The organism is Microbulbifer sp. MLAF003 (assembly GCF_030012965.1).
Taxonomy (GTDB): Bacteria; Pseudomonadota; Gammaproteobacteria; order Pseudomonadales; family Cellvibrionaceae; genus Microbulbifer; species Microbulbifer variabilis.
Genome location: NZ_CP120232.1, coordinates 496,262 through 509,219 on the forward strand (window position 1 = coordinate 496,262; position 12,958 = coordinate 509,219).

Annotated in this window: 10 protein-coding genes; 3 read left to right on the forward strand and 7 right to left on the reverse strand. The window is 47.9% G+C overall.

What is annotated here, in order from left to right; genetic code table 11:
• Positions 1-120 precede the first annotated feature (120 nt).
• Complete coding sequence (locus tag P3339_RS02430; protein WP_282952313.1) at positions 121-2,988, forward strand: TonB-dependent receptor; 2,868 nt, start codon at positions 121-123, stop codon at positions 2,986-2,988.
• A gap of 134 nt (positions 2,989-3,122) precedes the next feature.
• Complete coding sequence (locus tag P3339_RS02435; protein WP_282952314.1) at positions 3,123-4,631, forward strand: tryptophan halogenase family protein; 1,509 nt, start codon at positions 3,123-3,125, stop codon at positions 4,629-4,631.
• A 151-nt stretch (positions 4,632-4,782) separates the two neighbouring features.
• On the opposite strand, the gene P3339_RS02440 is transcribed toward P3339_RS02435, so the two are convergent.
• The 6 genes from P3339_RS02440 to P3339_RS02465 all read right to left on the reverse strand — a co-directional run bounded on the left by P3339_RS02440 (position 4,783) and on the right by P3339_RS02465 (position 9,547).
• Positions 4,783-5,082, reverse strand: coding sequence for a hypothetical protein (locus P3339_RS02440; protein WP_020414371.1), 300 nt, complete (start codon positions 5,080-5,082; stop codon positions 4,783-4,785).
• 43 nt (positions 5,083-5,125) lie between these two features.
• Entirely contained in the window at positions 5,126-7,036 is a 1,911-nt protein-coding gene (locus P3339_RS02445) for a VCBS domain-containing protein (RefSeq protein WP_282952315.1), read from the reverse strand.
• A gap of 1,076 nt (positions 7,037-8,112) precedes the next feature.
• Positions 8,113-8,301: a hypothetical protein gene (locus P3339_RS02450; protein WP_282952316.1), complete on the reverse strand. Its 189-nt coding sequence runs from the start codon at positions 8,299-8,301 to the stop codon at positions 8,113-8,115.
• Positions 8,302-8,311: 10 nt separating this feature from the next.
• Complete coding sequence (locus P3339_RS02455; protein WP_282952317.1) at positions 8,312-8,560, reverse strand: hypothetical protein; 249 nt, start codon at positions 8,558-8,560, stop codon at positions 8,312-8,314.
• Between the two features lie 127 nt (positions 8,561-8,687).
• Positions 8,688-9,263: a DUF3014 domain-containing protein gene (locus P3339_RS02460; protein WP_282952318.1), complete on the reverse strand. Its 576-nt coding sequence runs from the start codon at positions 9,261-9,263 to the stop codon at positions 8,688-8,690.
• The gene (locus P3339_RS02465; RefSeq protein WP_282952319.1) at positions 9,263-9,547 is read right to left on the reverse strand and encodes a hypothetical protein; all 285 of its coding nucleotides are present in this window, start codon (positions 9,545-9,547) and stop codon (positions 9,263-9,265) included. The genes P3339_RS02460 and P3339_RS02465 overlap by 1 nt, the downstream gene beginning before the upstream one ends.
• A 276-nt stretch (positions 9,548-9,823) precedes the next feature.
• Here P3339_RS02465 and P3339_RS02470 point away from each other — a divergent pair, with 276 nt between their 5' ends.
• Positions 9,824-11,476, forward strand: coding sequence for an alpha-amylase family glycosyl hydrolase (locus tag P3339_RS02470; protein WP_282952320.1), 1,653 nt, complete (start codon positions 9,824-9,826; stop codon positions 11,474-11,476).
• Between the two features lie 60 nt (positions 11,477-11,536).
• Here the strand turns inward: P3339_RS02470 and P3339_RS02475 are convergent, their stop codons facing one another.
• The gene (locus P3339_RS02475) at positions 11,537-12,388 is read right to left on the reverse strand and encodes a universal stress protein (protein WP_282952321.1); all 852 of its coding nucleotides are present in this window, start codon (positions 12,386-12,388) and stop codon (positions 11,537-11,539) included.
• Positions 12,389-12,958 lie beyond the last annotated feature (570 nt).

The window sequence follows — 12,958 nt, forward strand, 5'->3', positions numbered from 1 at the left end:
TGCGCCCCTGTGAACAAAATCACAGTTTCTCCCACCTCCTCCCCCTCGGGGGAGGATGTTATGGATTAGGGGCCGCCCTAGGATGCAGGGTCTCAACATAACGATAAGTCCAGGGAGAAGATGATGAGTCTATCCAATAAAGGTAAAGGGGCGCTCAGACCCACTTTGCTATCTGCTGCCATCGCGGCCTCCGTGTCCACCTCGGTTGGGGCCTATGCGCAGGAGCAGGAAACACTGGAAGAAGTAACAGTTACCGGTATTCGCACCAGCGTTTTGGACTCCGTTGAAGCCAAGCGCGCCGCCGATGTTGTGGCCGATGTGGTAGATGCGGGCGCTCTGTCATCTCTTCCCGACCAATCAATCGCCGATGCCCTGGGCCGTCTGCCCGGCGTAACCACCGTGCGATCCAACGGTCAGTCCTCACAGCTAAATATCCGCGGTATGAACGGCGACTTCCTGCAGACCACCCTGAATGGTCGTGAGCAGGCCTCTACCAGTGGTTATACCGAAAGTACTCGCTGGATATCTTTTGACCAGTACCCAGCTGAGCTGATTAATCAGGCCGCGGTCTACAAGACTCCGAAAGCCTCTCATATCGAAGGTGGTGTAGCGGGCTCTGTAGAGCTGAAAACAGCCAATCCTCTCGACGCCGAGAAAGAACACAACTTTAATGCCAATGTGCGTATGTCGTTTAACGACGCAGCCGACGACGTCGGTGCCGACGAATTCGGTGAGCGTGTCACGCTGTCGTACATGGGTAAATTTATGGATGACAAGGTGGGCGTCGCTTTGGGTTATTCCCACCTTGAGCAGCCGAACAGCTTTGTAAAGTCCCGCACGGGTGCAGACGCCCAGATCGGTTATGAACCGCCGGCAAGCGATTACGATGGTGACGGCAGCGCAGATGCCTTGCCGCGCGCATTCCAATGGCAGTCAGGTGATGGTACCGATACCCGCAATGGTTACCTGGCCAGCGTCGTTTTTGAGCCTACCGATGGTTTCAAGGCCCAGTTGGATTACTTCAAATCTGACTTTGAGCGTGTGGATACTCGCCACGGTATTACGGTTGGTGGGCTGGCCAATACAGACATGTATACCCTTTCCGATACGGAAGTAAACGGCGGAGTGGTTACCGATGGAACGGTAATTATTACCGATCCAAAAACTGTTTACGATTCCAGCCCCTGGTTTGAATCCCGCTCTGAGGATCAATCCACTCAGGCGGATAGCGATAGTATTGGCCTGAACCTGGAGTGGAATTTTGGTGACCGCCACACTCTGGCCGTTGACTACTCCTATAGTAAGGGCACCAAGACGCGCAAGGATCAGATTGTATCCATGCACGCTTACGACCTGACCTACGATGACAATGGTAACTTAGAGACCTGGGAAGAAGCTGCTGGCCAGAGCTTTGCCTATTCCCTTAATGGTGACGGTATTCCCTCAGGCGTTTTCTCCGGTGTAGATTTCACCGATCTGGATACCATGCGTTTGTCGCGCTACGAAGAGTACCCCCACGAGTACACCGATAAAGTTGAAGCCTTCAAGTTCGATTACAAGTTTGATTTGGAGTGGCGAGCGATTGCCTCTATTGAGACTGGATTCCGTGTCTCTGAGCGTACTTTCGATTCTGAGCGTGGTGCTTTCCTGTACGGTAGCCGCGATGGTCAATTCAATGACTACTGTGCGGATAACCTGTCCGACATCGATTGTGAGCCGCAACTACTGGACGGCTATGTCAGCGTTGAATCCACCAATGGGATACCACAATTCGTAGTCAACGATATGGATGCCCTGGCTTCCAGCATTTTTGGTGCCGGTAATTACGAAGGTAAAAAGGTATTTAGCCAGGACTGGACTTTCGTTGAGTCCGGTGCTGTGAAAGAGGAAGTTTTTGCCTACTACCTGATGGCCAATATTGAAACCCAGCTGGGTAGTATTCCAGTAACTGGTAATTTCGGTGTACGGGTTGTTGAAACCGATGTGAAGTCCAGCGGTATCCAAAATGTGGGTGCTGGCAATGGTATCGAAATTACTGATGACGTGGGTGTAACTTCAGATAGCTACGACTATGTTGAGTACGGCCCCGAATACACAGACACCCTGCCTTCCCTTAACTTGAACTTTGAGCTGACCGAGCAGGACTACATTCGCTTTGCTGCAGCTAAAGTGATGGGCCGTCCGCCGGTTGGGCAGCTGAAGGGCGGCGCTGGCTCCTGGAACAGTGTTAACAACGATGGCGCTACGGAGTACAACGTTTGGACCAAGGGGTCTCCCTACCTCGATCCTTTCCGTGCAAACCAGTTTGACCTGGCTTATGAGCACTATTTCGAAGATGGCGGCGCGGTAACTGCAGCCATTTTCTGGAAAGATATCGAAAGCCTCGTAGAAAAGCAGTATATCTACCTGGACAGCCAGGCAGATCGAACGGCGTTGTTTGATTCCCTGGGCATTGAAATTCCCGTGGGTCTGGAAGCCGGCGCTTTCGAGACTTACGTGAACAACGACAAGGGTGGTTATATTCGAGGCATCGAGCTTGCGGGTACCAAAACCTTTGATCAGCTGCCAGGTATTTGGGCTGGCTTGGGTATGACCGCCAGCTATTCATATACTGAGAGTGAAACCGAAGTGAGTGGCGGTAACCTCTATGGTGAAAACCTGCCGTTGCCGGGCCTCTCTGAAAATGTCTGGAGCACTACAGTATTCTGGGACATCGGTAATTTCAGCTCCCACGTCAATGTTCGTTATCGGGATGAATTTATCCTGAATATGCCGGTACCAGGTAGCTCCACACCTGTGGAAGCACAAGCCTATACCACTGTCGATGCACAGATATCCTACGCATTTGATAATGGTATCGATGTGATTTTCTCAGCGAACAATCTTACTGATGAGGCTGATGTGAAATCCTACGGAGTAGATGGCGTTCTCGGTGAATACACTGAGTTTGGGCGTCAGTTCTACCTCGGCTTGAACTATAGCTACTAAGTATCGCTGATTCTTTCGGTGTAAAACCGGAGATGTGATAAGAGACCGCCCGCTGAGCTACGCTTGCCGGGCGGTTTTTTTGGAATATCAAATGGCCCGAAAACAAGTGCGGTGCCGAATTTTTGAGAGTCGCCATGAGCAATCAATGTAAAAAAATAATTATTCTTGGCGGGGGTACCGCTGGCTGGATAACCGCCAATCTGATGGCGACCCATTGGCAGAATAAAGGGTTTGAAATCACCCTGGTGGAATCACCGGATATTGGAATTATCGGTGTGGGGGAGGGATCAACTCCGCCACTAAAGGGTTTTATGGAGACTATAGGGGTTAGCGAATCGGAGTGGATGCCTGCTTGTAACGCTACTTACAAGGTCGGTATTACCTTTAGGGATTGGTCGGTCAAACCGGGCTATACCGAGTATGTTCATCCCTTTGTCGGCCAGCCGGACCAATTTACTATCCCGGCATTTTTTCATAATAGTTATCTGCGAAGGAAAGGCGTTGACCTGGAGGGGCACCCGGACCACTTCTTTCTGGCAACTGAGTTGATCCGGCAAAAATTAGCTCCAGTCGCATCGGAAAACTTCCCCTTTGAAATTGCCTATGGCTACCATTTTGATTCTGGTTTATTGGGCCAGTTCCTGCGGCGTGTTGCAGAAAAGAAAGGGGTTCGCTATAAGGTGGCGACAGTGGCTGGCGCCATGCTCGATGCACAGGGGAATATTGATCACCTGAAAACTTCTGATGGTGAGGTACTCAAAGCGGATCTGTATGTGGATAGTTCCGGCTTTCGTGGAAGTCTCATACAACAATCCCTGAAAATTCCTTTTATTAGTAGCGCTGAGAGTCTGTTTAACGACTCTGCGGTTGTATTTGCTACAGACCAAAAAAGGGAGTATGCACCGCACACTATTTCTACTGCGATGAAATATGGCTGGGCCTGGAAAATCCCACTGACTAATCGCAATGGCAACGGCTATGTTTACAGTTCCCGCTTTGTCGATGATGACAAGGCGGAAACGGAATTTCGCGCTCACTTGGGACTGTTGGACAGTGATGTCGAGGCGCGTAGATTAAAGTTCAAGGTGGGTCGGGTTGCCGAACACTGGGCCAAGAACTGCCTGGCAGTGGGGCTCTCCCAAGGGTTTATTGAGCCTTTGGAGGCAACGGCGTTGGATATGGTTCAGGAAACCGTTGTGCGCTTTATAGAGGCCTATAACAATGGTGATCATACAGATAAGTATAGGGCTGACTTTAATGATCGTATCAGCGCTCGTTTTGATGCGGTACGGGACTATATTGTCTGTCACTACCGTATTAGTTCGAGAACAGATACGGATTATTGGATTGCCAATGGCACTAATGAAAAGATATCTCCCTCCCTGCGCTCAATCTTGATGTCCTGGATGGCAGGCAAGAATATTACTGATGAACTACTGGATCAAAAACTGGATGTCTATTTCCCGAATGTATCCTGGAATTGCCTATTGACTGGCAAGGGAATTTACCCGGGACAGGCGCAGTTACGTCCAGGTAATGAGTTGGCGAACAAGTATAAAATTGAAGAAATTATGGATTTTAATCGTCGCTGTGCCCTAAATTTTACCTCACATATTCAACAGTTGAAGTTACTTGTTTCGTAGATGCATTGCAATCCAGGGATGTTAAGAGCCCCGCGTAAAGCGGGGCTGGAGGTCAGTATAAAGCTGTAACTTCTTGGGCGCACTATATGTAGGCGTCCAGAGAGAAAAATTTAAATAGTCAGTGTTTACTATAGTAAATCGACAGGCTAACTTATTCCTCTCCCTCAGTCTCAAGTTTTTGGGTCTCCTTGATATGTAGCATCCGTTTTTTTCCGCGTTCACCGCGAATTTTTACTCGATCCCCAGTTTTCATACCCTTGCGCTTTAATTCTTCAGCTTCAATAAAGTAATAATGACCACTTTGCTCATCTTTGAGGGAAAAGCGTCTTTCTACCTTTCCCGTTTCAAAGTCTTCAGAAATAATTTCTTCCAAAGTGCCGGTTACGACCTCCTCTGCTTGAGCAAAAACGGCGAGTGTTATACCTGTGATCAGTGTCAAAACTCTAAGCATATTATTTATCCTTCCAATACTTTGTTAACTTTCTCTAAGGTAATTAGTTGTAACTCACTGTGATTACAGCAGATTTCTTGATTGAGTCGGATGATTTGTACGTAATTGTGAGTCCGATTTTTGAGTCAGTGAAGCTATCACCAACCTGCTCTAAAACTGCTACATGGTTGGACGTTCTACCATTGAGATAGTGAACGGTTACTGAATCTTCAAAGTGAGGCCTAGGATTCAGTATATCGTGAGCTACATGGTAGTTAACATAATAGTGGTTTTGTCCATTGCTGCTACCATTACTCTCTATTTTTAATTGCTGGGGAAGAGAGCCAGAAAGCTCTCCAGCAGTTAATTCAATGGCTTCGATTTCCACATCTTGGGATGAGCTGGAAACTTGTTCAACTGTTGTTGTGTACTCAGGGAAGAGGTTATACCACTTCATATATTCTCGATGCGCACTGCCAAATAATCTTGATCGAGAACGATTGCCCATTAATGAGCCATCAGTGCCATATTCACTATCTCCGCTATCGTTAGTATCACCATCATTATTGCTATCCAGGCCTGCATGGCTTAGGCCGATATTATGACCTAGTTCATGTCCCATAACATTTTGATCGGAGAAAGAGGCAACAAGGCTCATACCCCCTCCAACGCTGGCAACACCAGCTCCTACAAGACCAGCTTTGTAAGACGCGTTTGGATAAATGAAGACCTGATGACGCCAGTTGCGTAAGTTTAGTGGCTGGTTATTTTCGTCAACGAGATTATCACTAGCCCACTGGTAGGCTTTGTCACGCCATGTGAAGCCGTCATCTGTATATTCCCCTTCCTGGCCGGCCTCGGCACGGGCAACTGCATCTGCAATGCTTAATGTACCGCCGTTCTCGCTATCTGGAATATTGAAGACCACACAGTCAACAGAGGTATCCTCATTGCCTGGTTCGCCGTAACAGTAGTGCTGTAGAGACTTATCGTTGATTCTATGGCGTAGGAACTTTAACTGCCCAAAAGAGTTTTCTCTATAGGCATTATCCAGTGAATCTTTATCATTGAAGACAGTATTCGCTATGTGAGTAAGATCCCCCTGGTCTGTTGCCAGGCCATCAGAGAAGTTCATTAAAATAAATACTATACTACTCTCTGATGGGTCAATAGTGGCTATGGTAAAAGTAACAGATTGCTCTGTCCCGTCTGTTAATTGAAATGCAATGGTATCTTCAGCTGTTTCACCCTCTTTCAGGCTATCTGCATTGTTGTTTAGCGTAAACTCCCAATCTCCATTCTTTAGAAGTTTGAACTCACCATAGCTACCTGAAATAGTCTCCTCAGGAAATTCTGGAGTATTACCATCGACATCCTCTATCATCATAGTTCCGTTAGCATGCTCTCTGCTATTTACGATCATAGTAGCTAAGGGAGAGCCGGGATCAAAAGTGTAAGCGTCATCAGTACCTGTGACTGATATGGTAATAGTTGTTGTTTTTTCTGTGCTTCCAATGCCAACAGAAAATTCATCTGTAACCAGTTCGTTTGCATTTAGTGGATCAGCCAGATTACTTTCTAGGGTATAGCTCCAATTGCCATCTGAAGAGACTTTCAGGTTGCCATATTTTCCTTGAAGGCCAGTTTCCTCAAAGGTTTGATCTGTGTTGCCGCTATCTATCAATTGACCTGAAGTAGTTATTTCAACATTTTCTGTGACGCTACCCTCACCTCCACTGATTACTCCGTTACTATCTGTGTCATTGCCGGTATCAGTATCTGTATTGCCGCCAGTGCTATTGTCTGAACCGTCATTGCCATTATTGGAATCACCGTTATCGCCACTGCCATCACTTACGGGGTTATTGGCATTGTCATCGTCCGGACTCTGGCCACTGTCACCGCTGCCGCCACCGCAGGCTGTCAAGAAAACGGATAAACTGAAGACTGTTAGTAGTTTTAATGGCTCTCTCATAATTTCTTAATTAATTCGAATGTAGTTGATGAAAATTGAATCGAATTATAGGGAGGGTAAATTGTTATTCTGTGACGTCGGGTATGAATTTAAGGTTTCATTACAAATTATGAACAACCTTAGAGTTTGAAGCAGTTGATTTCCGTCCATATGAGCCAACGGGGGGTAGGTGCTAGTGTGAGGGGAGTATCACAAGCAGGATGCTCATCTTATTAAGGTGCTGGAACTATAAGTAATTTTTTAATGATCTTCGGTAGATAAATAACTGATTATTGTTTCTAAATCTATAAAATCACAACTTTGTGATTTCTGACACATTCTCTAAAGTATGTCTTATGGTTTTATTCTCGCTTTGTTCTATGGCTATTTTTAAATAATGCAATGCTTTTGCTTGGTCTCTGCCATTGGAATACTTTTTACTGTATACCTTTGCTAGTTTAAGAGATGAAGTAGCATGCCCAAGTCTGGAAGACTTCTTATAGAGTTCTATTGCGCGATCCTGATTTCTGTCTACCTCTAGACATTCTTCAAGCATGCGAGTTTGATTAAAATAACCTCATGAAAATTAATTTTCCGTTGCTCGCTCAAACGATTGGAGAGCGTTGAGGTAACCCTTTAGCCTATATTTGGGATTTGAGTAGATCAAGCCCAAGTTTTGCATTGCCACTGCCGAGCCGCCCTCTGCTGCCTGAGTGAGGAGCTCGATTACCAGCCCGAGGTCCTGCTCCACCTCCTGACTACCCTGATAGAGTGAACCTAGATTATAACTGGCCCTGACAGAACCCTGTATTACAGCATACTGATTCTTTTCCGCTGCATGCTGATAGTTCTGTTTTACACCAGCCCTAAGGCAGTGCTGGTAAGGCATCCCAGATTATTTGTCTTGACACAGAGAGCCTACCGGTCGTAGGCGTTTTCGTGGTTGGTCTGTACTAGATTTCCATTGGCATTCAGAGCGCCCATGTAAAACTGATCTTTGATGCATCGACATTTGATGGTAGCTTCTTAGTTTTTCGGGGCTAGCTGTCCATTTTTTTCTGGTCATACAATTTGTTTTTGGCGATATATGCACTCAGTTAGAGAGCGAGAGGAAATCCTGAATTGGCGGATTTATTCAGATATTCAATCCCCTTGCTGTTATGATCTTTATCGCTTATTTCAAGCAGATAACTGCCATAATGAAAATAAGCAGCGGGAAAATCTGCTTCAATAGCTTGCTTAAATAACCCTTCAATATTTTCCCATTGGCCAGTTGTGCTCCACAATTTCACTGACCTAAAGCTGGTACAGTGGCTGCATAGTGGCTTGGAAATAATACTTCTGTTCTTGTCCCTGGTGCAGTATCTGGGACTTGGATAAATGCACACGCTCATTGTCTTCTGGTGGCCGCCCGGATTTTGCTGGTGCCAGCTCTACTACCCATTCTGGAGCCGGTGCAAAATGTATTTCCAGGGTTGCGTGCGCGACCGAATCGATGAGGATAAGTGCGACAGCCAGCGGCCTGCCGGGGGCAAGATATTTCAAAGTGGGCCTCTATAGGCTTGTTAGCAGGGGCTTTATCGGTAAGAAGGAGATCAGGGGGCGAATAAGATATTGAGAGAGGGCTTTTATTAGCCTGTGCCAGTAGGTTGGCACAGGCTGGTTATGGAAATTACTGGTTTTGTTCCTGTTGGGGCTGTTGTACTGGTATGGCCTGTAGCTTTTCCTTTAGCTCTTTGAGTTTTTCTTTAACTCGTGTGGCGTTATCTGGACCCATACGGATCATCAATTTCTGCACACCGGGCAGTTTTTCCAGTGAAGGGTCGGCAAATTTATAGTAAACCGACGGACGTACCAGCTGGATAGGGCCCTCTACTTCCGGTGCTGCTAGCACTTGGTCAATGGCTTCAAGTACTACTTGGTGGAAGCTTTTATCGCGGATACCCAGTTCACCCCAGGCTTGGGACAAGCGCGGATACCAGTATTGATAGAGACCTACCGCCATATCGGTGTTCATCAGGGCGAAAATTCGCACGGGTTGATCGTAGCGGCGATAGTTATCCGGAGATAACTGGTAGCCTTCCATAGATGAGCCATCGACAATAATCGGGCCGCGAATTGTTTTGAGTGGGCGATGCTTGTGGATCAATTGGCCGCGTGAGCCTGCATTGGCAGCGGCTACCCATTTGCGGATTACCTCCTCGGACACCAGCCAGCGGGATAGTGCGTTATCTGGTGCCAGGGTCATCAGGTCATCATAAGCGGCTTTGTCACTCTCGTTGAGTGGAGGAGGGGTTCTCTACCGGGTTCTTCTGCCGGTGCGGGTTCTTGGGGTTCTGGAATGGGTGCGGCCACTTCTGGCTGCGCCATTGTTTCCGGTTCGGGGGTGGTTTGGGGCTCTTCGATTACTTTGGTGATGGGAACTTCATTCTTCTTTTCCTCGCCGGTCCACAACCAATAGGCTGCCGCGGCGACGACAATCACCACAATAATTCCGATGATCCACCCTTGCCTAGACTGGTGTTCCGACATTCCCTGCCTCCTTTTTGCTGCTATCAGAATGTAACGGTTGGACCACGATAAAGCCCTGCGGTTTCTCCGTGGTGTATGAGTTTTACATTACTCTCCGTTGCAGCCAGTCGCAAAGGGGAATTGTGCTTTCATGAGGCTTATGGTGAAAAAGGGATATTAACCGGACGCTGCGGTCGCAATAGCCCGAATCTACGCCCCCTAGCAGGAGGATGTGTGTTTTACTGTGCATATTAGAGTGCAATGGGCAAATAGTGAGCGGTGAGACAAGAGGAAATAATGTATAAATTGACCAGCTTTTTGATGGCCTTGCTATTGGGAGCCGCGCAAGCTGCTGTAGCTGTCGAGCCGGTAGATCCTTTCTGGCGTAATGCTACTGTCTACTTTATGTTGCCGGATCGCTTTTTGAATGGCGACACCAAAAATGATTTCCCCTACGAACGGAAAGCTGACGCAGCTTATTTGCGCGGCTTTGAGGGCGGTGACCTGCGTGGGGTGATAGAGAAAATTGAGGAGGGATATTTTAATGATCTCGGGGTGGATGCTATCTGGATGGCTCCGGTGATTGAGAATATCCACGGCTATAACGAGTCCGATAAGCGCACTTATGCTTTCCATGGATACTGGCCCAAGGATTGGACCGCTGTGGATGCAAACTTCGGTACTGAGGCCGAGTTAGCGGAGCTGATTGAAGTCGCCCATAACCGCGGTATTCGCATACTAATGGATGTGATCATTAATCATACCGGGCCTGTTACGGAACAAGACGCGAAATGGCCGGCTTCCTGGTTGAGAAATGGTCAGCAGTGTGACTGGTCTGATTACGCCGGGAATGTTGAATGTGCGATACACGAGAACCTCACAGATATTCTTACGGAAAGTGAAGATGCTGTGGCGTTACCGCCGCAGTTGCTTGAAAAGTGGAAGGATGAGGGACGCTTGGAGCAGGAGCAGAGTGAACTGGATGCATTCTTCGAGCGTACAGGTTATCCCCGTGCGCCCAAGTACTATCTGATCAAATGGCTGACAGACTGGGTGCGTGAGTATGGGGTGGATGGTTTTCGTGTGGATACAGTAAAACATGTAGAGGCAGAAGCCTGGGCAGTATTGAGAAAAGAAGCAGATCTGGCACTGGCGGAATGGAAAGCCAGAAACCCGCATAAGAAACTTGATGACCGTGACTTCTTTATGGTGGGGGAGGTCTATCACTTTGGGGTTAATAACTTCGGTCCCACAGTTGGGCGTGCCTACAATTACAATGATAAGAAAGTGGATTTCTACCGGCATGGCTTCGACAGTTTGATCAATTTTGACTTCGCCCAAGTTGCCGGCCAATCTGCTGAGGAGATCTTCTCCAGCTATTCAGCAGCACTAAATAACGGAGACTTGAAAGGTTTAGGGGTACTCAACTACTTGGGTTCACACGATGATCACCATTCATTTGATCGTGAGCGCGAGCAAACTGTGAGTGCTGCTACCAAGTTGATGTTGGCTCCCGGTGCGGTACAGATTTATTACGGCGATGAACTGGCTCGCCCCATGATCGATGATCGTGCCTATGGAGATGCCTCCATGCGTACCAGGATGAACTGGGATGACCTAAAAAAGCCTGAGACCCGTAAATTATTGGCTCACTGGCAAAAGCTCGGCCAGTTCCGCCAAGCCCACCCGGCGCTGGGTGCTGGTGTGCACAAGAAAATCGCTGATATACCTTACACCTTCGCTCGTACCTTATCCGGCGAGCAATCGGTCGTAGTTGCTATGGATCTGCCTCGTGGAGAAAAGACTGTCTCTGTAGTGGGGGTTTTTGCTGATGGCACTGAGCTGACGGACTACTACTCTGGCAAACGTGCCAGGGTTAAAAGCGGTAGGGTAATGTTTGATACTCAGGCTGAGTTACTGCTGCTCTCGGCCAAGCCGAAGAAATCATAGCAAGCATAAGGCCCGGCAATTTTTCGATTGCCAGGCCTTAAAGGGCTTTATTAAAGCCGCTCAATCGTGTTTCATGTCAGTGGTAGTGAACTGGTTGCACACCATCACGTCCACGTCTAGCTGGCCGATCACTCGTTCGGCGGTGTTACCGCGCAGGAAGGAGCCGGTTTCACCGTACTGGTTCAGGGTTCCCATTACCACCAGGTCCGCATCAATCTCGCGGGCAATAGTTTCCACCACATCACTGGTATATCCCTGCTTCACGTGAATGCGGTGTGTTGGTACTCCGGTTTTGTCTGCGAGTTTGGCCAGCGCACCTCGATCCGGGTAAAGCATGGAATCCAGGTAGGCGTTTACCAAGTGCAGTTCGGCACCATAGTGACCGGCAATATAAGTAGCCCGCTCGCTGATCTGGCGATTTAGCTGGCGCTGTTCCAGGGTTTTAGCCTGGTAGTTCACGGTGGCCAATACCACTTTTCGCTCTTCCTTGGCGCCAGGACGGATTAGAACCACTGGACAGCGTGCAGTTTTTAATACCTGCCACTTGGACTCGGCAAAAGTAAAGCGGCGGCTGGATTTTGCGTGTACCGGCAAATAGATCATTTCCGCATTGTAGCGCTTGGATTCCTGCACAATGGCTGCTTGCCAGTCGCTGGACCAGCATACAGTAATTTCACAGGATAACCCTGCTTCGGAAATAGGCTCGCGGATTTGCTCGCGAAACCAGGATTCATCACGAAAGAGGTGGTCGTTTACTGCGCGAGTATCTACAGCCTCACCATCAACGGCTACAAACACTGCAAGGCGCGGTTGTGGATTGCGCCCGCGGGAAGTGGTCAGAGCTCGCTCCAGAGCTACATGCTTTTCATCGTTGGGATCCACTACCACGAATACGGTGCTTTGCTGCTCCATCTTTCCTCCAGATCAAAGGGTATTTCTGGTCCCTGCCTTATGCAGTTGACTCTTGGGTCTAATCTATCACGGGGCGATAGTGGCGCGGAGATTTTGTTATTGAAATACGTAGAAATATGCGCCATTTGGCCCTGTTATCGGCGCATAATGAAGCAATGGGGGAAGCACGTATTGAGTTAGATCAAGTTGAGTTGCCAGCAGGGCTATCCTCAGGGGCTATCGATACAATAATCGCTATCTGGCTGAAATACATTACTCAGCTATTAGTGATGGCAGTATTTGTTAGGTATTGGCAATAGTTGCAATTACTGATTTGGACAGACTCGCGACTTGTGCAGATCTTTTGGGGAATAGCTCCCCTGCGGGAGAAGGCTTCTATAACTGGGCAGTTGCTTTGCTTTAGACGGTTAAGAAGCAAGTCCAACATATCTAGAAGTGATTACCTATTTTAGTGCCGTTGTTTTTATACTAGGGTGCATGGTGCCGTATATTTTAGTTCAGCAGGGAGTGGCAATCTATTTGGTTAGGCATTTTACATTGATTTATTGACACCTTCTTTTCCAGTGAAAA